Origin of the sequence: Prevotella sp. KH2C16, from assembly GCF_900113305.1 — a bacterium.
GTDB lineage: Bacteria > Bacteroidota > Bacteroidia > Bacteroidales > Bacteroidaceae > Prevotella.
In genome coordinates this window covers 366610-389503 of the sequence record NZ_FOOW01000001.1, presented here as the reverse complement: position 1 = coordinate 389503, position 22894 = coordinate 366610, and the positions used below count along the sequence as shown (strand labels likewise).

15 protein-coding genes are annotated in these 22894 nt (G+C 55.5%); 11 read left to right on the top strand and 4 right to left on the bottom strand.

The features are described from left to right. Positions 1 to 30: 30 nt before the first annotated feature. From BM114_RS01520 to BM114_RS01510, 3 genes are read left to right on the top strand one after another with little or no spacing between them, the layout of a single operon-like run. The gene (locus BM114_RS01520) at positions 31 to 1029 is read left to right on the top strand and encodes a DUF4369 domain-containing protein (protein ID WP_092109624.1); all 999 of its coding nucleotides are present in this window, start codon (positions 31 to 33) and stop codon (positions 1027 to 1029) included. A gap of 20 nt (positions 1030 to 1049) precedes the next feature. Further along, entirely contained in the window at positions 1050 to 2597 is a 1548-nt protein-coding gene (locus tag BM114_RS01515; RefSeq protein WP_092109614.1) for a YifB family Mg chelatase-like AAA ATPase, read from the top strand. A 44-nt stretch (positions 2598 to 2641) separates the two neighbouring features. After that, entirely contained in the window at positions 2642 to 3427 is a 786-nt protein-coding gene (locus BM114_RS01510) for a TlpA family protein disulfide reductase (protein ID WP_092109611.1), read from the top strand. Positions 3428 to 3443: 16 nt separating this feature from the next. Here BM114_RS01510 and BM114_RS01505 read toward each other — a convergent pair whose 3' ends face one another. The 3 genes from BM114_RS01505 to BM114_RS01495 form a co-directional block, all read right to left on the bottom strand. Then, positions 3444 to 4079 carry a DKNYY domain-containing protein gene (locus BM114_RS01505; RefSeq protein ID WP_177207013.1) on the bottom strand — a complete coding sequence of 212 codons (636 nt, stop codon included), beginning with the start codon at positions 4077 to 4079 and terminating at the stop codon, positions 3444 to 3446. 189 nt (positions 4080 to 4268) lie between these two features. Continuing rightward, positions 4269 to 6743, bottom strand: coding sequence for a peptidase associated/transthyretin-like domain-containing protein (locus tag BM114_RS01500; RefSeq protein ID WP_143089222.1), 2475 nt, complete (start codon positions 6741 to 6743; stop codon positions 4269 to 4271). Between the two features lie 61 nt (positions 6744 to 6804). Next, positions 6805 to 7656, bottom strand: a complete 852-nt coding sequence (locus BM114_RS01495; RefSeq protein WP_177207012.1) for a GLPGLI family protein — start codon at positions 7654 to 7656, stop codon at positions 6805 to 6807. A gap of 207 nt (positions 7657 to 7863) precedes the next feature. Between BM114_RS01495 and BM114_RS01490 the strand changes: the two genes are divergently transcribed. The 4 genes from BM114_RS01490 (at position 7864) to BM114_RS01475 (ending at position 13522) form a co-directional block, all read left to right on the top strand. Beyond that, positions 7864 to 8949 (top strand): winged helix-turn-helix domain-containing protein, encoded by a 1086-nt coding sequence (locus BM114_RS01490; protein ID WP_092109583.1) that lies wholly within the window; start codon positions 7864 to 7866, stop codon positions 8947 to 8949. Positions 8950 to 9010: 61 nt separating this feature from the next. Continuing rightward, positions 9011 to 9832, top strand: coding sequence for a TrmH family RNA methyltransferase (locus BM114_RS01485; RefSeq protein ID WP_092109578.1), 822 nt, complete (start codon positions 9011 to 9013; stop codon positions 9830 to 9832). 171 nt (positions 9833 to 10003) lie between these two features. Further along, positions 10004 to 12235 carry a patatin-like phospholipase family protein gene (locus tag BM114_RS01480; protein ID WP_092109570.1) on the top strand — a complete coding sequence of 744 codons (2232 nt, stop codon included), beginning with the start codon at positions 10004 to 10006 and terminating at the stop codon, positions 12233 to 12235. 42 nt (positions 12236 to 12277) lie between these two features. Beyond that, positions 12278 to 13522 (top strand): hypothetical protein, encoded by a 1245-nt coding sequence (locus BM114_RS01475; RefSeq protein WP_092109567.1) that lies wholly within the window; start codon positions 12278 to 12280, stop codon positions 13520 to 13522. Between the two features lie 58 nt (positions 13523 to 13580). Here the strand turns inward: BM114_RS01475 and BM114_RS01470 are convergent, their stop codons facing one another. Beyond that, a complete protein-coding gene (locus tag BM114_RS01470) occupies positions 13581 to 15968 on the bottom strand; it encodes a glycoside hydrolase family 31 protein (RefSeq protein WP_092109562.1) in 2388 nt (795 codons plus the stop codon). A gap of 125 nt (positions 15969 to 16093) precedes the next feature. Between BM114_RS01470 and BM114_RS01465 the strand changes: the two genes are divergently transcribed. The 4 genes from BM114_RS01465 to BM114_RS01450 all read left to right on the top strand — a co-directional run bounded on the left by BM114_RS01465 (position 16094) and on the right by BM114_RS01450 (position 22766). Next, positions 16094 to 16744, top strand: a complete 651-nt coding sequence (locus BM114_RS01465; protein ID WP_092109556.1) for a DKNYY domain-containing protein — start codon at positions 16094 to 16096, stop codon at positions 16742 to 16744. 266 nt (positions 16745 to 17010) lie between these two features. After that, on the top strand, positions 17011 to 19071 hold the full coding sequence (gene metG / locus BM114_RS01460) for a methionine--tRNA ligase (protein ID WP_092109553.1): 2061 nt from the start codon (positions 17011 to 17013) through the stop codon (positions 19069 to 19071). A 264-nt stretch (positions 19072 to 19335) separates the two neighbouring features. Then, positions 19336 to 21420, top strand: coding sequence for a protein-disulfide reductase DsbD family protein (locus tag BM114_RS01455; RefSeq protein ID WP_092109550.1), 2085 nt, complete (start codon positions 19336 to 19338; stop codon positions 21418 to 21420). A 53-nt stretch (positions 21421 to 21473) separates the two neighbouring features. Next, the gene (locus BM114_RS01450; protein ID WP_092109547.1) at positions 21474 to 22766 is read left to right on the top strand and encodes an L-cysteine desulfidase family protein; all 1293 of its coding nucleotides are present in this window, start codon (positions 21474 to 21476) and stop codon (positions 22764 to 22766) included. The last annotated feature ends 128 nt before the right edge of the window (positions 22767 to 22894 follow it).

Sequence of the window (22894 nt, the reverse complement as noted above, 5' to 3'; positions counted from 1 at the left end):
GGGTAAACAACTTGGAATTAAAATCATGAAATGAGGAAAATAGCTCATATTTTTCTGCTCACCCTGGTTCTTGGAGCCTGCAGTACCGACAATAGCCACTTCAAATTGGAAGGTCGGATGCGGAATATGAACCAAGGTGAGTTTTACATTTACAGCCTCGACGGCTCCGTTAACGGCATCGATACCATCAAGGTGAACGGCGGGAAGCTGGCTTATAAGATGCCATGTACCAAGCCGGCGACCCTGATGCTCGTCTTCCCGAACTTCTCTGAGCAGCCGGTGTTTGCCGAGCCAGGCAAGTCGGTGGAACTGAAAGCCGATGCCTCGCACTTGAAGGAGCTTGAAATCACGGGCACGAAAGAGAACGAATTGATGAACGACTTCCGCAAGCAGATTGCCAATGCCTCGCCTCCCGAGACATTGAAGTATGCCGAACAGTTCGTCGAAGACCACCCCAAATCCCCCATCAGCATCTATATCGTCCGCAAATATTTCATTGCCGGTGCAAAGCCTGACTACAAAAAAGCCGAAAATTTGCTGAAGACAATGCAGAAAGAGGACCCCGAAAACAGGCAGACAGCCCGTCTGTCGGCACAGCTGAAGCCGCTTGTGAACCTCGTCATAGGCTCTCGGCTGCCTAATTTCACGGCATACGATATCAACGGTAAGCTCGTGAGCAAATCCTCACTGAGCTCCCCTGTGGCCCTGATAACCACCTGGGCAACATGGAACTACGACAGTCAGTCGTTCCAGAGACGACTGAAGAGCTACATCAGGCAGTCCAAAGGCAGGTTGAAAGCCGTAAGCATTTGCGTGGATCCCTATAAGAAAACCTGTCGGGATTTCCTGAAAAACGACTCCTTGACCACTTGGCCGACAATTTGCGACGAACAAATGCTTGAGTCGCAACTGCTGAGAAAGCTCGGCCTGTATACCATTCCCGGCAATATACTCCTGAAAGACGGCAAGATTATAGCGCGAGACTTGAAGCCCATGGACCTTCAGAAACGACTCGAAGAATTGATCTAACACCCACGAATATAATCTCAATGCTGGTAAAGACATATTGTGCGGCCGTAAACGGGCTTGATGTTACGACGATAACCATAGAGGTGAGCCTCAACCGGGGCGTCATGTACCACTTCACGGGACTGGGAGACGAGGCCGTGAGAGAGGGTAAAGACCGCATTGCCGCAGCCCTGCAGTACACGGGCTACCGATTTCCCACGGCCGACATCACCGTCAATATGGCACCCGCAGACCTCCGCAAGGAGGGCAGCAGCTTCGATCTTCCACTCGCGATAGCCATTCTCGCTGCCAACGGGAATATCGAATCAGAGCACCTCGGACAGTATATGATGGTGGGAGAACTCAGTCTCGACGGCAAGCTGCAGCCGGTGAAAGGAGCCCTGCCCATCGCCATCCGTGCCCGCAAGGAACACTTCAAGGGCCTGATCGTGCCCCGGCAGAATGTGCGTGAAGCCGCCGTAGTGAACAACCTTGATGTCTACGGCATGGACTCGATGATGGATGTCATCCAGTTTCTGACGGGTCAGAAGGCCTTCGAACCTACCGTTATCGACACGCGCAAGGAGTTTTATGAGCATCAATACCAGTATGATCTCGACTTCGCGGATGTCCGCGGGCAGGAGAATGTGAAGCGCGCATTGGAAGTGGCAGCCGCCGGCTCTCACAACATCATCCTCATCGGGCCTCCCGGAAGCGGGAAGTCTATGATGGCAAAGCGCCTTCCCTCCATCCTTCCTCCCCTCACATTGGCCGAGAGTCTGGAGACTACGCAGGTGCATTCCATAGCCGGGAAGCTCGGCAAAGACAGCTCTCTCATCGCACAGCGGCCGTTCCGGTCGCCCCATCACACCATTTCCGAAGTGGCTCTGGTAGGCGGAGGCGCCAATCCCATGCCCGGGGAGATAAGCCTGGCGCATCATGGCATCCTCTATTGCGACGAGCTTCCCGAGTTCAATCGCCATACCCTCGAGGTTCTGCGGCAACCTCTGGAAGATCGCAAGATTACCATTTCGCGCGCCAAATATGCCGTCGAGTTCCCCTGTAACTTCCAGTTCGTGGCCTCGATGAACCCCTGTCCGTGCGGCTACTATGGCGACCCCACCCATCACTGCGTGTGCACGCCGGGACAGATACAGAGATATATGTCTAAAATCTCCGGTCCGCTCATGGATCGCATCGACCTCCAGATAGAGATTACGCCCGTTCCCTTCTCCGACATTTCCAAGGCCGAGCCCGGCGAACCGAGCTCTGCCATCCGCGAAAGGGTCATCAAAGCCCGTGCCATCCAGAACGATCGGTTCAAAGACTATCGGGGAATCTACTGCAACGCACAAATGTCCGAGCGCATGATTCATAAGTTCGCCGAACCCGACGAGGCAGGCATCACCCTGCTCAAGACCGCCATGGAGCGCCTCAGCCTGAGTGCCCGGGCCTATAACCGCATCCTGAAGGTGGCACGCACCATCGCCGACCTCGCCGGAAGCAGTAGCGTCCAGCCCGACCATCTGGCAGAAGCCATCAGTTACCGGAACCTCGATCGCGGAGACTGGGCCGAACGGGGAGTCTGACGGAAGCCGACTATCAAGTTATGAAGACATAAAAACATAAAGACATGAAATATCCCTGCATATTAAGAACACTTCTGATTATTTTCTTAATAGCAGCCCCCCTTGCCGGCCAGGCACAGTCAAAGGCAAAATCCATCACCCCCGGATATATCATCAACGGCCAATATTATGCCCGGGAACTCTCCCTGAATATGCTGATGGAAAGCGTCAAGTCTATCTCGAGAATCAGCGACAAGGATGGCAACTCCATTCTCTGGATTACCCTGAAAGCTGATGCTCAGCTCCCGGAAGCCGCCAAGGAGTTTCTCATCCCACGAGACCAGGTGAAGGGATTAGAAAGCCTTGAGAGCGAAATACACACCTTTTCGCAGATGCAGAAAGCCACGCACGGCGACGGGCAGACCGTTCCCGCCCTTAAAATAGGCGAGAAGCTGCCCGGCGATTTCTGCCTGAAAGACATAGACGGACACACTTGGAGCAAGGATTCCCTTGCCGGCAAGGCCGTCGTAGTCAATGTCTGGTACTCCGGATGCGGGCCTTGCCGAAAAGAGATGCCCGCCCTTTCCCTGTGGAAAGACCGATACCCGGATGTCATCTTCCTGTCTGCCGACTTTGAGGATGCCGAGAAAATCAGGAAGATTACTACCGGTCGCTTCAGCTGGACGCACCTGGCGGAAGACAACTACTTCACGAAATGGGTCGGCAACGAGGGCTATCCGCTCACTCTTGTCATAGACAAAGAGGGCTTCATGAGACACATTTCTCATGGCGCAAACGAAGCTGCGCACCAGGAGATATTAACTTTGCTGGACAGCATGAACGGTAAATGAATACTGCAAGGCCGCCTCAGTCTGAAATCTTTCTGCCTTGGAAATAGGTGTTGAAGCTGTCGCGCCCATAGCCTTTGCCGGCATACTGGAATGTGCTGGCCGACGCATCGTCAAGCTTCCGCCCGCAATAGTACACCCGAAAGGCGTCCTTGGCATAGCCTCCGCCTATCTCCTGAAAAGAATTTGATGAAGCGTCTCCGAGCAGTCTGCCCCGATAGTACACCCGAAAAGCGTCTTTGGCATAGCCTGCACCCATCTCTCGAAAAGTGCCGGCGGAAGCTCCTTCCAGCTTGCGCCCGTCGTAGAAGACATCAAAATTCGACTTGAAGTAGCCGCTATGCCTGCCTCTCTGCCCATAGACTGCCGCATCGTCATCTTCCGGAGCCCGCCCGTCATCATAAAGGCGGAAGCCCGCAGGGTCTACATAGGCCAGTATCCGTCCGTCCAGATACACATGATAGCGGTCTTTGGCATAGCCCCGACCCAGAATTCGAAAGGTTCTGAAGTCTGCCGCCTCCACCGGCATATCGTCGTAGAACACCTGTCCGCCCCTCAGCAGGTAAGCCGTTCTGTATTCCTGAGCCGTCAGGGGCATGGGCGAAAGCAGCAGGAATGCGCCCAATGCCATCTTGGCAACCAAGCTTCTTTTCATCTTATTCATAATAACATGCCATTGGTTATTGTTGCAAAGATAAGCATTTACAATATAAAATCGGCGAGATTGTTCGACAAAATCGCCGAAATCATGGGACAAAATCGGCGATTTTGTCGCGCTTCTTGCCGCTTTTTGCCAGACGGGTCATAGCCTCCTGGATATCGAAGAACGGCCAGCCCCCCTTTCTCAGAACGAGAACTGCATGGAAATCAGCAGTTCGCGCCCCCTCAAGACATAATAATCCGTGAACACGCTCACGCCGCTATACTGGCTGACCGTGTACTCCCGCCGGTTGAAAAGGTTGCTCAGCATGGCCGTCAAACGCAACTTCTTCATCCGCCATACGGCCTTGGCGTCGGCAATGAGGGCGTTGAGCACATGGCCTTCCTGCAGTTCGTTGCGATAGTGGGTCATGCTCCAGGTAAGGTCTACCGGTCCCGTCGTGGAGGTCAGCGAGAGGCTCTGCCTCCAGCCGGACAGGGTCTCCATCACGGAGGAATTCTGCCATTGGAAGTCGCCCTGATAGCTCAAGGCTCCCCATGCGGGCGCAAACTCGATGGAGGGCATCAGCCCGTAGGTTCTGGAGCGATAGCCCAAGAGGCTACCCCCCGACATCTGCCAGCCCCCGGCATACACAAAACTGCTGCCCAAGCGCATCTTCAAATGCCAGTCGTAGATGCCCTTCGAGAGGGTGGCCTCCGCCCGGAAGAAGTCGCCGTGGGTATGATGCTCCGTCAGGGAGATATGATACACTCCCTCCGCAATGCGCAAATCGCTGACCGTATTGCACCAGTTGCGCTCCGCCGCCATGTGCGCATTGAGGAAGAACTCCTGCACCGGGCGCTTGTAGACATAGCCCAGGGTGGCATAGAGACTGGCAGTCTGGGGTATCAGCCCCCGGCTTTCGTAATAGGTGCGGTAGTCCTGTCGATAGCTCCGCACGGCAAATTCACCCATTTCACCGAGGCTTTCGCTGTAGCTTCCCGTAAAAGTCCACTCGCTGTGAAACCCCGGTTGCCACCGCACATAGACGCTCGGATGCCACAGGAAGAACGACTGCCGCTGACGGGTATACCGCTCCCACGACACCTTGGGACTGAAGGAAGCCTTCCATTTCGCCCGCTCATATTGCCAGTAAGGTGCAAGATACAGTGAGAGCAGGGCGTTGTCGCCCTGCACATTTAGGTTCTGCACATCCGCTCCCGCGGTGTACTGGCGCGTCAGATACAGTCGTTTGCCCAGCCAACTCACGGCTGCAGCCGCATGCCAGAGATTGGTCTGGAGGCGTGTTTCCTCCCTGTCTACACACAGGCGGGCGGCTGAATGATGATAGTCCAGCACCGACTGCAGCGACCACTGCCCCCTGTCCACGGTGTAGAGGCGATTGAAGCCGGCCGCGATATTCAGCTCCGGCCGGCGCACACGCTGGCTCAGCGTGTCGTTCAGGTCGGCCAGGGCGTCAGCCTTTCTTGCCGACAGCTGCAAAAGATTCTTGCCGTAAGCGGTCGGAGTGTTCACCTTGTGCTCCAGCTCCAGAGACAAGCCGTCGTGCCGCAGAGCGAGATGCTGCTTCTGATTCGTTACCACGGGCAGGGGCATTCCGAGGTCGTAGACCGACTCATTCCTTGTGTCCTGTCGCTCCACCGTGCGCAGATAGTTGGCCGTGAAGCGGAGTTCCCCGTCGCTTTCCGTCGTCTGAATCCTGTTGGCTCCATACCGCTGCGAAGTGTTGAAACGCAGTCTACCAGCGTCAATCGGCGCCACGAGCGAGGGCAGGGAGAACCACGAGGGCAGGCTCCGCGCGCTCAGACCATCTTTATAGTTGGCCAGCACATTCGTCTCCTGCGCAAGGTCTCGCCCCGTGCGGTCGTAGGCGGCACCGTACATCCATTGCCGTTTCTTGCCAATCTGCAGCACATGAGCCTCCCCGCCCACATGCGTGGGCTCGCCGACGAGCGCATAGGGTCTCAAGGTGGGCAGCAGCTTGTCGCGCGCCTCGTCCTTCAAAACGATGTTCATGGCCACGGCATCCGTCAGTATTTTGTCCCGCAAGGCCTTGACGGGCTGGTCGTGCTCGATGATTTCAGCCTCTTTCACATCCCTCGCCTTGATGTTTTCCTCCAATTGGTTATATCTTCCGCCCGTCAGGTCGAGGCCTTCCACGGTGAACCGGCTCAGTTCCTTGCCGTTCACCTGCAGGCTGCCGTCGTCGTCCACCTCTACTCCGGGAAGCTTTCGCAGCACATCCTTCAGCGAGTTGTCGCGCTCGGTAGCGAAACGGGTGAGGTCGTAGACCGTCGTATCCTGCCGCCCGAAGACCCTGCCGGCACGCACTTTCACCTCGTTCAGGACAAAGGCCTCCGCGGACATCAGTATCCTTGTCGGACCGTCAGGAACGACTACAACACGCTTCTTGGCATATCCCATACTGACAGCCTGCAGCGAGTCGCCCGCCTGCAGAGCCTGTAAGTCCATGCGGAACTCACCCTTTCCGTTCGTGCGAGTGAACTTCAGCGGCTTGCCTTGCCGCAGCAGCGTAACCGAGGCACCGCCGATGGGCTGACGGGTGGCGGCATCCTCCACCACGCCGAAGGCCTGAACCTGCGCCCGCAAAACGAGAACAGTCAGCAGAAAGACAATGATTCCTATGGCTCTCTTCACCGTATTGCCTCCTTTATGGATTCTCCCAAGCTAACTTCAAGTCGCCCGTCGTTGCGCAAAATCACCTTTCTATCAGGTTGTAGGGCTCCGGCTTGGAGTGCTTCAGCTCGTTTCCCTCGAAATCGGTAATCTTGATGGTGTTGCGAGATGACGACGGATAGCTCATCAGCGTGTAGCCGATGGCGTCGGCATAATAACGCTCGTAGATCTTGTTGAGCGACTTGCGGTCTACCGGGGTGAAGCCCTTTCCCTTATACTCAAGGGGTTTCTCCGTGCCGATATTCATCAATCCGACGGCCGTAAACACAAATTCCCGTCCCTCGTCGTAAGCCTGAAGAATCAGGCCAGGCAGCCCCTGTAACTTCCAGGGGCCATTGTCGATCGGCACATCGTCGGCATACCATGCGCTCCAAGTCCGTCCCTTATAGGTAGCCAGGGCCAGATGGCACTCGTAACCGAGGAGTTCTTTCACGCTGTCGGCCACCAGCGACCATGCGGGAAGTTCCTCCCCCTCCTCCACCGCATAGCGATCGTTGGCCACGCGGTCAAGAAACATTGTCCTGCCTGCCGTCGGATAGTTCTTGTAGAGCCGCCAAGTTACCCGGGGGGTGTAGTTGATATTCAGGTTTTCATGCTTCCTGATCTGCTCTGCAGCCATCGAATCCACCTGATAGGCGGCATAGCTGTAGAAGGCCGAAGCCCTCGCGCCGATTTGCAACAGCATGCGCTCGTCGTAACTGATGGAGTCGGGAACGGCAGGAACGACGGCATGCAAATCATAGATCACCTCATATTTCACTAGGTCTATGGAGTCTCCGGGGGCGGCATCTGCCTGCGTATACATCATTACAACCTGCGACCGTACTGCCAGCGAGAGCAGCATACAGGCCAGAAACACGACTTTTCGTTTCATAGGCATCCGTTTTTTAGAATTCTGGTGCTAAGTTAACGAATCCTTTGCAACCGTTCCTCGGGTTTCTATTACGGGATTCTTATTCTGCAAACCGTTTTTTATTACTAATTTATTATCATCTGCCCAACAGGCCTTTGATTTCGCCAAGTTTATGCTATCTTTGCATTTACAGGAGTCAACAACCTGCTATTTCAAAAGAAGTCGATAATGGACAGACGAATCAAGACCGTATATTACCTGAGCATCCTCACGCTGCTACTCATGCTGGGAGGGCAGTTCTACTGGCTATATAACCAGTATCAATACAACGGCAGCAAGAAAGCCGACGAGATGAAGCCGCTCTGCGCAAAGGCCATCAAGGCCGAAGAGCAGACAAGAAGCGACGCGCGGGCGAAGGCAGAGCGCACGAAAAGCAAGAAAGACACCCTGAAAATCAACATCAACCTACACATTGACAACCGCAAGAACGGTACTTCGCAGACCATATCGACCTTCACCTACAGCTTGCCCGACAAGCGCCGCATCCGACTCAGCGGGCGAGGACTGGAAACGGAGGATGCCTCCAGAATCTACGAACGCTATCTCAACACCCGCTTCAGACCTTTCCAGCAAGGAGTTCTCGACTCGCTGCTCATCGCCGAAGGCCTGTCTCCCACCTCCGGATTCCGGCTCCAGAGAATGCCAAAGGTGAAAATGGAACCGCAATATCGCGTTCTCAACAAATGGCAGAAGACGCTGGAAGTGGTCTATTGCAGCAACCCTATGTTCAAGGAAGGCGTCTGTTTCACCATCCCCATTCCCATGGCCGGCATCATCAAGACCATGGCATGGCAGTTGCTGATAAGCTTCCTGCTCCTCTGCGTGTTGGCTTTCTGTCTCATATATCAGGTGAAAACAATCCTCATCCAGAAGCGCATCGACGGCATCCGGCATGAGTTTATGAAAAACATGATATTCGAAATGAAGCAGCCCAAGGAGGAATCGGGCGACAAAAACTTCCTGCGACTCGGCAATACAGAGTTCCGCTACGACCTCAACGAGCTGAGATGCGGCAACGAACGGGTAATGCTCACCTCACGGCAGTCCGAGATCTTCAGGCTGCTGAGCGACACGCCCAACGAGGTTGTGCCACGGAAGCAGATTCTCCTTGCGGCCTGGGGCGACGACTCTTACGCCAATTCCATGGCCCTGAATGTGCAGATAAGCTATCTGCGGCGAGCCATCAGGTCGGATGAGAGCCTCGCTATCGATGTCGTCTACAAGAAAGGTTACCTCCTGAAGATAAATTTATGAATCCGAGAAAGGCCATTTTCTCATTATTTCTTCGTAAATTTGCGGCAGAAACGATAATGAGATGACAGCAGAAAATCTGATAACCAGCCTTCAGAACACGAGAATCAAAAGGCTCGTAAGCCTCCAGCAGAAATCGTCAGAGCGCAGGAAGACGGGGCTTTTCGTGGTAGAGGGCATCCGGGAAGTGAGCCATTGCATCAACGCCGGATTCACGATCGACTCCCTTTTCCTTTGTCCTGAAATCATGCAAAACCATCCCGAGGGCGCCTCTCTGCAGCCCTTGCTACAACGGGCGGAAAACTTTCAGGTTACCCGTGAGGTCTACGACAAGATGGCCTATCGGGGAGGAACCGAGGGCATCATGGCTGTCGTCAGGGCCCGCAGACAAACCCTGCAGGAGCTTCAGTTGCCCACAAATCCGCTCATCGTGGTCCTGGAGAGCGTGGAGAAGCCAGGAAACCTGGGAGCCGTGCTGCGGAGTGCCGACGCGGCAGCCGCCGACGCCGTCATAGTCTGCGACCCGCTGACCGACCTCTACAACCCCAACCTCATCCGAAGCAGCATCGGAGCCGTCTTCACCGTCCCCCTCGTGGCCTGCTCCTCAGAAGAGTGCATCGCATTCCTGAAGGCCAGAGGCATCCGCATCCTCACCGCCCAGCTGCAAGACTCGCGGCTCTACTACGAAAACGACATGACCCGCGGCACGGCTCTCGTCATGGGAACGGAGGCCACCGGATTGACAAATGCGTGGCGCGCAGCAGCCGATGCCCACATCCGGATTCCCATGCTGGGGCAGCTCGACTCACTGAATGTATCGGTAAGTGCGGCCATCCTGCTCTTCGAAGCCGTCAGACAGCGCAACAAAATCGGCGATTTTGAATGACAATCTCGGCGATTTTGTCCGATGAAATCGCCGATTTTGTCAGGCTGATAACGGTCTTTTACTCGGAGCACCGCCACTCTTTCCATGAAAAACGGCTCACAAAAGGAATCCGAAAGATTGCAGATGACGAAAAAAGTACTTATATTTGCAGTATACAGACACGATATTATCATGAAACGAAACCTAATTTTCATCCTGATCCTCATGCTTCTGGCGATTGCCGGCCTGCCCTGCAGGGCACAGCAACACCAGCGCAAGAAGGTGGCCGTAGTGCTCTCCGGAGGCGGTGCCAAGGGCATGGCGCACATCGGAGTGCTCAAAGTGCTTGAACGGGCAGGCATTCCCGTCGACATCGTAACCGGCACCTCAATGGGCAGCATCGTAGGAGGACTCTACAGCATAGGCTACACCGCCGGCCAGCTTGACTCCCTCGTGCGGGTGCAGGACTGGTCGTATGTGCTCTCGGACAACGAAAATCTCAGGAACCAGAGCCTCAGCGAGCGCCGGAAGAAGAACACCTACTTCTTCCAGCGAGGCATCTCCCGCAAATCGAGAAAGAAGTCGGCGTCGGCGGGAATACTGCGGGGAAAGAACCTTGCGGTGCTCTTCCGCAACCTCACCGACGGCTATAACGACAGCTTGGACTTCAATTCCTTCCCGCGGCCCTTTGCCTGCGTGGCCACCGACATCGTTACCAATACGGAGTATGACTTCCATAGCGGCGTGCTCGCAGAGGCCATGAGGGCCAGCATGGCCATCCCCGGGGCCTTCTCGCCGATAAGAAAAGGGGAGATGATGCTTGTGGACGGCGGCCTGCGCAACAACTATCCGGCCGACATCGCACGCCAGATGGGGGCCGACATCATCATCGGGTCCACCGTCCAAGGTGCTCCAAAAACGGCCGATGACTTGACGAACACGGCAGCAATCCTAAGCCAGATCGTGGATGTGAACTGTAAGAACAAGTATGATGAGAACCTCGCCATCACCGATGTACCCATTCGCGTGAACACCAAACCCTACGGTGCGGCGAGCTTCACGCGGGAGGCCATCGACACGCTCATACGCCGCGGCGAGGAAGAAGCCATGAAGCACTGGGACGAACTGATGGCCCTGAAAGCCCGGATCGGCATCCCTGAAGACTATCAGGTCAGCCCGATAGCCTATCAGCAGCCGCAGTCGTTGGAGAAAAGCTTCCCCGTAAGTCGGTTTAATTTCGTCGGCATGACCCCCGAAGACGAGTATTTCATCCGCACCAAGTTCCGCCTGAAGGATGGCGACAGCATCGATGTCGCTCAGGCGGAGCTCATCACGACCTCCATGCGCATGGATCTCTACTATGAGGAGGCCGACTATGAGTTCGTGAAAAGCCATGGAACCTACATTCTCAACTTGGAGGCCGGGGCGCGGAAGACCGCCCAGCTACATGCGGGAGCACGCTTCGACACCGAGGAGATGGCAGCCCTACAGGTCGGGGCAGAGGTTCCCTTTCACACCAAGGTGCCCGCCGTGCTCGACATGACGCTACGGCTCGGCCGACGCGTAAAGGCCCGCGCCGAAATCATCTACAAGCCTGTCAGCTTTACCAAGCTGCGACTGGCATACGAATATGCCCACAACGATATCAGCATCTACAGCGAGGGGTCGAAGGCCTTCAACCATACCTTCAACCACCATGCCATCAACTTCACTCCTCTGGACTTCAATATACGCAACTTTAACATCACCATGAGTGCTCGCTGGGACTACTATCACCACGACGACTTGCTGGCCGGAGTGCAGTATCTGGCCGACGGCGACCTGCAGAAACTTACCGACGACCACTACTATAGCTATCACTTCCAGACGCTCTACGATTCTGAAGACGATGCTTACTTCCCATCCCGGGGCGCACGCTTCCATGCCGGATACGGGTATTACACCGATAACTTTACCGGATTCGACGGCCACGCAGGCTTCTCGGTAGTGGATGCGGCATGGCGGATGTCGTTCGCCTTCAGCAAGCGGTTTGCCTTCCAACCCATGGCTTACGGCCGTCTGCTCTTCGGAAGCGAGATTCCCCTGGTTATGGCCAATGCCATCGGCGGCAATTTCTTCGGCCACTATGTAGAACAGCAGATGCCGTTTGCCGGATTGGGACACATGGAACTCGCAGATAACCACTTCATCGGCCTCCAGCTCAAGGCGCAGGAAAACATCTATAGGTCTATCTTCCTGACTGCCAAGGTCAATGCCGCAGTACACGCCAACAGGCTCGCCGACCTCTTCTCAAACACCATGCTCTGGGGTGCTCAGGTCAGTGGATACTATAAAACCATGCTCGGACCGCTCGGGGCAAGCCTCGGATGGAACAACCGCAGCGACCGGCCTTACTTCTATATCAATCTCGGATATGAGTTTTAGACAATACTTCCACAGAAAACAAACAGATTATAAGAACAAAAGATGAAAAAGATTCTGATACTCCTGCTACTGGCACTTCTGCCCCCTCTGCACTCCAAGGCCCAGAGCCTGCAAGGGAAAACCCTCTGGACCCTGTTCGACAGTCTCGGCGACGGCAACAACTGGCAGCCTCTCTTTACCCAACTGACAGGGGCAATCTTTTATCCCGACATCAACCGCCATAATATTTCGTATGGCGGAACGACATCGGAAGGAGCCCTTTTCCATGGAACGCTTGGAAGAGCCAAGCACCTCGCAGCCTTGAAAGACCGGTATCCTATAGACATCGTCTTCATGGAAAATGTGAACGACATCAATCTTTTCGATGAAGAAAAGGGAACCGAAGGATCCATTGACGACCCGGCCTGGATGCAGGGAGAGAAGATATACATCCACAAGGGGGCTTTCAGCTCAAGAGACGAGGCCGCAGATTACTTAAAAAAACATCTTCAAGAGATACTCTCCACGATACCTGAAACCAAGCGAAAAGCAGGAGCCATGCTCACCGTGGCCTACCAGACGACACGCGACCAAGGCATGCAACTGAAGATTACGACAAGGCCTACGGTCAAGGGAACCTGCTATCTGAACACCGGAGTGAACAAGACCGCCATCGAAACAGGGCCTGAAATGGATGAGACGGAACTCATCGAGGAGTTCTGCCGGCACGCCTACGGGGCAGGATGGATCCTCGTAAACAACGGCGACGGCACCCTGAACCTGCATTATTACTACCACAAAGGCCGCCATGTGAGCTTCGATGCCAACGGCACCGGTATGGAAGTGGAACTGAAACCCATGCCTCAATCTCTGGAATACAACTACTATTTCATGGGGAAAGACTCCTCGGAGTGGCATCAACCGGAGCTGTGGACTCCTCGGATGAGCCTCTATTCCACCTATAAGGGTCTCTTTAAATATCTTGAAGAACAACTCCCGAATGCCAGATTATATTGGATAATCACCTCTTACTACAACTTCGATTTCGACGACCCTACCCTCCTGAAGCCCAATGGGATGATTAGCAAAAAGGCTTACCGCAACACTCCCATCTACAAGAAGTGGCAGCAGTTGCGCGCATTCCAGCACAATATCTGCAAGGCATGCGGCATCAAGGTTATTGATATATCGGAGAAATGCGGCATTAACCTCAAGAACATCCGGCAATACTATTACACCCGGAATGTACACCCGAAGCAAGAAGGCTATGACCAATGGGCAAAGGCACTGAGCCGATACTTCAAATAACGGGAGAATCCCTCGTCCCAAAGTGGGAACGAGGGATTCTCCTTTAAGCAGGAAAAAGTCAGAAAGCCACCCTCACAGCGGCCTTCTCACGGACATCCGACTGCGGCAGGGCCACCTTGAGCACGCCCCCCTGACAGCTGAAGTCATTGGTTTTTACTCCATTCACGAAGACTTTCCGCGGCTGCCGGGACAGATAGGCCTCCAACTGATAGACCCGATGAGTATACATGCCCTTATATTCTCCCTCTACGGGCAGCACCTCAAACTCCAGCTGGCGGTCTGAAAGGCTGCTCCGGAAGGTGGTCCGGGCAACGGCACCCTGTTCGAAGTCGTACGAGATGCCGTCGTCTTCGAGCATCGTGAAGCTCGACTTTCCGTCAGGATACACCCTCACGGTCAGCGTATCGATGGGATGCTCGCCCACAAAGTTCATGTCGCGTTGCATCGGAATGATGGCTCCGGGGCGCACAAAGAGCAGGCCGGCCCGGTTTTCGGGGTATGCGTGGGTAACGGTGGTGCCCCCCGCTATCTTCTCTCCTGTCCAGAAGTCGGTCCACTCGCCCTTCGGCAGATAGACGGAGTTGCTGAAAATGCCCACGAGCAAATTCTTTCCGAACATATACTGATAGCAAGCATCGTCAACATTGCGGTCTTCCGGAAACTCGAGCGGCATCGCCCTGACGATGGGCATGCCCGTCTGCGCCCCCTCGATAGCCGTAGAGTAGATATAGGGCAGCAGGGCATAGCGCAGCCGGATGTAGTCAATATACATTTTCTTCTGCTTTGCCGCGAAGTATTCCGGCTGCATCATCGAGTACCAACCATTGATTTGCATCCACGGGAGGAACACTCCGAAGTGCAGAGCCGGCATCTCCTGGGCAAGCGAATCCACCGACATGATGTCGCAAGAGGTGTTCATGTGCCCGCTCATACCCAGGTTCAGCTGGTCGAAGAGAGCCGTTTTGCCGCCGCCGTTGTCGCCGCTCGTCGATGCGCCCCAGTGCTGCGTGCCGGCATATCCCGAGGTATAGTGGTGCCAGTTGCGGTGCCCCGTATGGCGGCGCATCATCAGCTCCATCTGCTTGGGCAGCAATATCTGGTTCAGATTGTGCATTTCCTTGTCGCTGTAGCCGTTGTAATACTTCCACGAGGGATGCTCGTCGATGGTGCGAGCGGGATCCATCTTGAATCCGTCTACACCGTTGTCGATGAATTTCGTCAAGTGGTCCATCCAGTGCTCCTTGCCGCTGGTCTTCCTGCCTGCGGCTGCGGCAATCTCGTCTTCCTCCGTTATGCTGAGGTCGTATTCCTCGCAGAGCCACAGGCCGAGCTTGAATCCCATGCCGTGGAGCCGCCCGACGAAGAGGCGGAAGTGCTCCTTCTTGGGCACTTTGAGCGAGTCCCAGTAGCCTTCGGGCGAGAAGAGCTTATAATTCCACTTCTTCTTGGTCGAGAAGTCGTAGCGCTTCTCCATCCACTGCGGCTCCAGCCAGAGGAGATCGCAGGGGAATCCGTCGCGACGGAAATCCGCCGCGTCTCTCAGGATATCAAACTGATTCTCCAGCATATTGGGGCCGAAGCAGAGTCCGTATACATACTCTGGCTGCAGATAGGCACGCCCCGTGATGAGCGTGAAGGTGCCGAGCACCTCGGGCATCGACTGCCCGAACATCAGGTAGAAGTCGGCCTCGTCGACGGTGTTGAAGATGTTGAGCTCATCTTGCTGGTAACGCCCCACATCGAAGAAGTTCTTCACGGTGGTGTTGTTGAACACTCCCCATCCCTCGCTTGACATCAGGAAGGGCTGCGGAATCTCGGTATGCTGATAGGTGGCCCACATGCGCAGCAGTTCGCCGCGATGCTGGATGTGCTCGCGCGAGGTGCTGCCGCCGCCGTAGAAGCGCTCGCCGGGCTTTATCGAGAGGCTCACGATGCTGCACTTGCGGTAGTCGCCCGTCTCCACGGTATCCTTCGCCTGCTTCTGGTTTTTGTCGTCGCCGATGATGCCGTCGTTTCTCGCCACCTTCAACGAGGCAAACTGCTCGTTGATGCTCTTGCCCAGACCTGGCGTGAGGGCATCGGATCCGGGGTGGAAGGACACCCGCTCAAGCACGATGCGGCCGGTCTTGTCGGCCACGCTGACGGCACCGTCTTTCTTGCCCACGGTGAGCACATACTTGCCCGTGGAGAGCTCCACGGACGAGCCGTCGTCCTTTTGCCGGCAGTCCACCCGCTGCCAGTCGGTCTTCTGCACGCCGTAACGAATCATCAGGTTCTCGGCATACCGGTCGTGCGGAGTAATCCGTATGCGGAAGATTTCATCGGTGCAGACCTGAATATTCATCTGCATCCGATTGTCAAGTCGTAAGTTAAACTCCGTAGGAGCCTGTGCTCCCCCCGGCATCGCCACGGTTGCCGCAAAGAGCAGTAAGAGTAGTTTCTTCATTGTTTTCTATGATATTATCAGCCACAAAGATAATGGAAATATTCGAGAAAAGCACGAAATAGGATTGGGATTCCGAAAATTTATGCGTATCTTTGGCACAATTAAGCGCAACAAAACCGACGAATATGAAAACAATGAAAGTTTTTCTGGCAGCCCTCTTGCTGACGGCCTGCTTGCCCGTGGAGGCTCAGACGAAGTGGAACGACTATCGCGCCGCAGACGGCAAGGTGCTCTATCAGGGGCAGTTTCTGCCTGATGCCGATGCCGCGAGCTTCGAGGAGCTCGGCTTCGGATATGCCAAAGACCGCTATAATGTATATTATCTGGGCGAGGTGCTCGAGTTTGTAGACCCCTCCTGCTTCAAGGTAGACGCCCGCTTCACACGGCACCACAAGATCGGGGCTGCCCCACAGACACCCGCTCATCGCATGACGCCCCCGGCAAATCAGGGAAAGGCCTCTGCCGCGACCTCCACAAAGGGCAGGAACAAGGGACTGGATATCGAAGGACTGCTCGGAATGGATCCGTCAGAAGCGGGCGAATATCTCATGAAAGACGGCATCGTAACCTACGAGGGACACACCGTCAAGGGAGCCGACGCAGCCACCTTCGAGCCGCTGAAGGCCGGCTATGCCCGCGACCGGCGGCACGGCTACTACAAGGGCGAGGTCATCAGCAACGCCATCGGGGGCAAGCACTTCTCCTACAGCGGCGACGACTATGCCACCGACGGGCTTCACACCTACTTCAAAGGCAAGGAAGTGGACCGCGACTAAACGCTGCCCTCTTTTAAGGCAACGGCCGGCTGTCTGACAAAATCGGCGATTTTGTCTCATGATTTCGGCGATTTTGTGCGACAATCTCGCCGATTTTGCCGCGCTGTTTGCCGTTTTCTGCAATACGGCAAACCACCGCCGGCAGAGCGGGCTGCCGCAAGCAGCCCTCCGACCGGCCATTTTCCACCTTATTAATAAAAAACGCACGAGATGTTCCCGATTATCGAGAATATTTCGTATTTTTGCAGTCTAATTCACAAACAGCAATGGAAAAGAAGTTCAAGCGCACCACCGTGACGGCGGCTCTGCCGTATGCCAACGGCGGTGTTCATATCGGACACCTGGCCGGAGTCTATGTCCCGGCCGACATCTATGTACGCTACCTGCGCCTGAAGGGGCAGGAAGTGGTTTTCATTGGCGGCAGCGACGAGCACGGCGTGCCGATTACCATCCGCGCGCGAAAGGAAGGCATCACGCCTCAGGATGTAGTAGACCGCTATCACAAGCTGATCAAGGAGTCGTTCGAGGAGTTCGGCATCTCGTTCGACATCTACAGCCGCACCACATCAAGCGTGCATCACCAGTTTGCATCAGACTTCTTCCGCAAGCTCTACGACGACGGAAAGCTGGTAGAGAAGGAAACAGAACAGCTCTACGACGAGGAGGCTCATCAGTTTCTCGCCGACCGCTATATCGTCGGGGAGTGCCCTCACTGCCACAACCAGAATGCCTATGGCGACCAGTGCGAGAAGTGCGGGTCGGACCTGAGTCCGATGGAACTCATCAATCCCCACTCCACCATCTCCGGTTCCAAGCCCGTAATCAAGAAGACAAAGAACTGGTATCTGCCCCTGAACGACTACCAGGAGTGGCTGAAAAAGTGGATTCTCGACGGGCACAAGGAGTGGCGTTCCAATGTCTACGGGCAGTGCAAGAGCTGGCTCGACATGGATCTGCAGCCGCGCGCCATGACCCGCGACCTCGACTGGGGCATCCCCGTGCCCGTGCAGGGGGCAGAGGGCAAGGTGCTCTATGTATGGTTCGACGCGCCCATCGGCTACATCTCCAACACCAAGGAGCTGTGCGACCGCGACCCGCAGAAGTGGGGCTCATGGCAGAAATGGTGGCAGGACGAGGACACCCGGCTGGTGCACTTCATCGGGAAGGACAACATCGTGTTCCATTGCCTCATCTTCCCGACCATGCTCAAGGCGCACGGCGACTATGTCCTGCCCGACAATGTGCCGGCAAATGAGTTCCTCAACCTCGAGAACGACAAGATTTCCACCTCGCGCAACTGGGCTGTCTGGCTGCACGAATACCTCCGGGAGCTGCCCGGCAAGCAGGATGTACTGCGCTATGTGCTCACCGCCAACGCCCCCGAGACCAAGGACAACAACTTCACCTGGAAGGATTTCCAGGAACGAAACAATAATGAGCTCGTAGCCGTATATGGCAACTTCGTGAACCGCGCGCTGCAGCTCACCGCGAAATATTGGAACGGCGTGGTGCCCGCCTGTGGCGAACTGACCGACACCGACCGCCATGCCATCGACGAATTCAAGGACGCAAGGCAGAAGATAGAAAACCTACTCGACGCCTTCAAGTTCCGCGACGCACAGTTCGAGGCCATGAACCTCGCCCGCATCGGCAACCGATACATCACCGAATGCGAGCCGTGGAAGGTGTGGAAGACCGACCCCAGGCGCGTGGAGACCATCCTCAATATCAGCTTGCAGCTGGTGGCCAATCTGGCCATAGCCTTCGAACCATTCCTGCCTTTCTCCTCCAAGGACCTGAGAGGCATGCTCAACATCGAGAGTTTCGAGTGGAGCCAGCTTGGCCAGACTGACCTCCTGAAGGCCGGGCATCAACTGGCTGAGCCCCATCTGCTTTTCGAAAAGATAGAAGACGAGACCATCCAGGCGCAGCTCGACAAGCTCGCCGCCACCAAGAAGGCCAACGAGGCTGCCACCTACAAGGCCAAGGAGATTAAGCCCAGCATACCGTTCGAGGACTTCGAGAAACTCGACATCCGCGTCGGACACATCCTGAACTGCGAAAAGGTGAAGAAAGCCAATAAGCTGCTCAAGTTCACCATCGACGACGGTAGCGGCACGGAGCGCACCATCGTGAGCGGAATCGCCAAGTTCTATGCCCCCGAAGACCTTATCGGCAAAGACATTCTCTTCATTGCCAACCTTGCCCCGCGCAAGCTCATGGGCATCGAAAGCCAGGGAATGATTCTCTCTTCGGAGAACTTCGACGGAGACCTGAGCGTTACGACGGTGCTCGGCAAGGTGAAACCGGGCAGCCAGGTGTGCTGAGCCTCACGGCTTTTCCATAGAATAGACAAAGCTAACAACAATAAACTCTCTAATTAATTAAATGACTGTCCCCTGCTCCGCGACGGAGCGGGGGATTTGTTTTTTCCCAGCTTCAAACATGGTCAGGAAACACAAGAGCCTCCTTCAGTCCCTGCGGAATTCATTTCCAGATGGTTAAACAAGCAAAAATAAATGATGGCAATACCTTGTATTTCGTAGAAATAAGCTATCTTTGCAGCAAAATCAAGAAAAAAGGATTCTCACATGAAAAAACTAATGACACTGACCCTCATGCTCCTTACGGCACTGCTGGTCAACGCCCAGATGGCAAAGCCGGTACATATGTCTTCCACGCTGAAGACTAATGGGACCGCTGAAGGCGAGATTGTATTCAGCGGAAGCATAGATCCCGGATGGCATGTCTACTCCACCGACTTAGGCTCCGAAGGGCCTATTCCTGCCACATTTCATGTAGAAAAGAAAGACGGAATCGAACCAGTGGGCAAGCTTACGCCACGGGGGAAGGAGATTGCGAAGTTCGACAAGTTGTTCGACATGAACCTCCGCTATTTTGAAGGTTCGGTTACTTTTGTGCAGAAAGTGGAGTTCACCAAGCCGAACTATACCATCGATGCCTATCTGGAGTATGGAACCTGCAACGACGAGAGCTGTCTCCCTCCACAAGAGGTAAGCTTCAAGCAGTCGGGCAAGTCGCCCGCCGTCGCTGCGGCAGCACAGCCCGAGGAAAGCAAGAAGGACGCCAAGCTTGATCCGGCGGCCGCGGCAGCCCTGTCCAAGGCAAAGGCTGATTCGCTGGCAGCACTCGCCTTGCAAAACCAAGAAGACTCCACGGCGCAGCTTGACTCCGCTGCCATCGCTGCCAATCTTTCCTCGTCGAACACGGATTCATGGTGGAAGCCCGTCGTCAAGGAGCTCAAGTCGTTCGGCGGCACCAGCGATATCATCGGGCACTCCTTGTGGTACATCTTCCTGATGGGCATTATCGGCGGCCTTCTGGCTCTCGTCATGCCCTGCATCTGGCCTATTATCCCAATGACGATAAGTTTCTTCCTGAAGCGCGCGAAGGAAGACAAGAAGCGCGGAATACGCGACGCGCTCATCTACGGAGCGTCTATCGTGGTGATATTCGTCGGTGTCGGGCTGCTGGTTACGGCGCTGTTCGGCCCGAGCAAGCTCAACGAACTCTCCACGAGTGCCGTCTTCAACATCTTCCTTTTCCTGCTGTTAGTGGTGTTTGCCCTGTCCTTCTTCGGATGGTTTGAGATCAAGCTGCCCGACAGCTGGTCGAATTCCGTAGACTCAAAGGCCTCTAACACCACCGGCTTGATATCGATTTTCCTGATGGCGTTCACATTGGTTCTTGTCTCCTTCTCCTGCACCGCGCCGATCATCGGACTGCTGCTGGTGGAGACGGTAACCTCCGGCAACTGGATTGCGCCCACCGTGGGCATGCTCGGATTCGCGCTGGCATTGGCCATTCCGTTTGCCCTCTTCGCCATGTTCCCCAGCTGGCTGAAGAGCGCGCCGAAGTCCGGCTCGTGGATGAACACCATCAAGGTGGTGCTCGGATTCATCGAACTGGCCTTCGCCCTGAAGTTCCTCTCCGTGGCCGACCTGGCCTACGGCTGGCACATCCTCGACCGCGAGGTGTTCCTCTCCCTGTGGATTATCATCTTCGCAGCCCTCGGCTTCTACCTGATAGGCTGGCTGAAGTTTCAGATAGACGAGATAGGAGGCGAGCTGAACAAGCCCAAGCCCGTGGCCAGCATCATGCTCGGGCTCTGCTCGCTGGCGTTTGCCGTCTATATGGTGCCTGGTCTCTGGGGAGCTCCCTGCAAGGCCGTGAGCGCCTTTGCGCCGCCTATCACCACGCAGGACTTTAATCTCAACACCAAGGTGGTGGAGGCCAAGTATACCGACTACGACCTCGGCATGGCCGCAGCCAAGGCGCAGGGCAAGCCCGTGTTCATCGACTTCACCGGCTTCGGCTGTGTGAACTGCCGCAAGATGGAGGCTGCCGTATGGACAGATGCCTCCGTGGCCGACATCCTCACCAAGGACTATGTGCTGATTTCGCTCTTCGTAGACGACAAGACACCTCTCCCCGAGCCCATCGAGATTAACGAGAACGGGCAGCAGCGCAAGCTGCGCACCGTGGGCGACAAATGGAGTTACCTGCAGAGTCATAAGTTCGGTGCCAATACACAACCGTTCTATGTGCCCGTAGACAATGAGGGCAACCCGCTCGCGGGCTCCTACAGCTACAAGGAAGACATACCCGCCTTCCTCGAATTCCTGAACAAAGGGCTCGAGAGTTACAAGAAATAACACTCATCCCGGCCCTCCCTGCGGAGAGCCGGGACTTCCTACAATATAATACTATGCTTGACAAAAAGATTCGCGAACAGATTATCAGCCTGATTCACAGGCAGGTGGTTCCTGCCGTGGGGTGCACGGAGCCGATGGCCGTAGCCCTCTGTGCGGCCCGCTCCAAGGAGCTGTTGGGCAGACGACCGGAACAGATTTCGGTGCTTTTGAGTGCCAACATCCTGAAAAATGCCATGGGCGTGGGCATCCCCGGAACGGGAATGATCGGACTGCCGATAGCCGTGGCTCTCGGAGCCCTCATCGGAAAGTCGGAATACAAGCTTGAAGTCATCAAGGACCTTACCCCTGAAGCCCTCGAGGAAGGCCGGCAATACATTGCCGAAAACCGCATCTGCATCGGCCTGAAACAAAACTGCTGCGACATCTTACATGTGGAAGTTACCTGTCAGGCGGGCGACGACAAGGCTACGGCCATCATCTCAGGCTCGCACACCAACATCGTCCGCGAGGAGAAAAACGGACAGGTGCTGCGCGACGAACACACCGCTGCCACCGGCAGCAGCATGGATTGCGGCATCTGCCTGAACCTGAAGATGGTCTACGACTTTGCCACCACGACCCCCGTCGACGAAATCAGGTTCATGCTTGAGACGCAGGAATACAACATGCGGGCAGCCCGGGAGTCGCTGAAAGGCAACTACGGCCACTGTTTGGGCAAGACCATGGACCGCCCCTTGAGCCATGGCATCTTCGGAAACTCCATGTTTTCACACATTCTCTCTAAGACCGCGCTCGCCTGCGACGCACGAATGGGCGGCGCGATGATACCCGTTATGAGCAACTCCGGCTCCGGAAACCAGGGCATCTGCGCCACAAACCCCGTGGCCGTATATGCTGCCGAGAACGAGAACACAGAAGAAGAGCTCATCCGCGCGCTCACCCTGAGCCACCTCACGGCCATCTACATCAAACAGAGCCTCGGCGTATTGAGCGCCCTCTGCGGATGTGTCGTGGCAAGCATAGGCTCCAGTTGCGGTATCACTTACCTCATGGGCGGCGACTACACCGACATCACGCACGCCGTGCAGAACATGATAGCCAACCTCACGGGAATGATCTGCGACGGCGCCAAGCCCAGCTGCTCGCTCAAGATATGCTCGGGGGTCTCCACGGCCCTACTCTCCGCCCTGCTGGCTCGCGAGGGCAAGCATGTTACGGCGGCAGAAGGAATCATCGACGAGGATGTAGACCGCAGCATACGCAACCTCACCAGCATCGGCAAGGAGGCCATGTGCTCCACCGACAAGATGGTGCTCGACATCATGACGCACAAGGAGCATAAGTAATGGGGGCTGCTGTCTGCCGCCCATGCATCCGCCGTTAAGAATATCAGAAGCCGCTTCCTGCTGTGTTACAGGCCGCTTGTAACAGCATTACAAGCCGTGTGTAACAATATTACAAACGGCTTGTAATC

Bases quoted from the DNA above. Each gene is read 5' to 3' on its own strand.
- BM114_RS01520 (WP_092109624.1), top strand. From the start codon at position 31: ATGAGGAAAATAGCTCATATTTTTCTGCTCACCCTGGTTCTTGGAGCC.
- BM114_RS01515 (WP_092109614.1), top strand. From the start codon at position 1,050: ATGCTGGTAAAGACATATTGTGCGGCCGTAAACGGGCTTGATGTTACG.
- BM114_RS01510 (WP_092109611.1), top strand. From the start codon at position 2,642: ATGAAATATCCCTGCATATTAAGAACACTTCTGATTATTTTCTTAATA.
- BM114_RS01505 (WP_177207013.1), bottom strand. From the start codon at position 4,079: ATGAAAAGAAGCTTGGTTGCCAAGATGGCATTGGGCGCATTCCTGCTG.
- BM114_RS01495 (WP_177207012.1), bottom strand. From the start codon at position 7,656: ATGAAACGAAAAGTCGTGTTTCTGGCCTGTATGCTGCTCTCGCTGGCA.
- BM114_RS01490 (WP_092109583.1), top strand. From the start codon at position 7,864: ATGGACAGACGAATCAAGACCGTATATTACCTGAGCATCCTCACGCTG.
- BM114_RS01485 (WP_092109578.1), top strand. From the start codon at position 9,011: ATGACAGCAGAAAATCTGATAACCAGCCTTCAGAACACGAGAATCAAA.
- BM114_RS01480 (WP_092109570.1), top strand. From the start codon at position 10,004: ATGAAACGAAACCTAATTTTCATCCTGATCCTCATGCTTCTGGCGATT.
- BM114_RS01475 (WP_092109567.1), top strand. From the start codon at position 12,278: ATGAAAAAGATTCTGATACTCCTGCTACTGGCACTTCTGCCCCCTCTG.
- BM114_RS01470 (WP_092109562.1), bottom strand. From the start codon at position 15,968: ATGAAGAAACTACTCTTACTGCTCTTTGCGGCAACCGTGGCGATGCCG.
- BM114_RS01465 (WP_092109556.1), top strand. From the start codon at position 16,094: ATGAAAACAATGAAAGTTTTTCTGGCAGCCCTCTTGCTGACGGCCTGC.
- metG (WP_092109553.1), top strand. From the start codon at position 17,011: ATGGAAAAGAAGTTCAAGCGCACCACCGTGACGGCGGCTCTGCCGTAT.
- BM114_RS01455 (WP_092109550.1), top strand. From the start codon at position 19,336: ATGAAAAAACTAATGACACTGACCCTCATGCTCCTTACGGCACTGCTG.
- BM114_RS01450 (WP_092109547.1), top strand. From the start codon at position 21,474: ATGCTTGACAAAAAGATTCGCGAACAGATTATCAGCCTGATTCACAGG.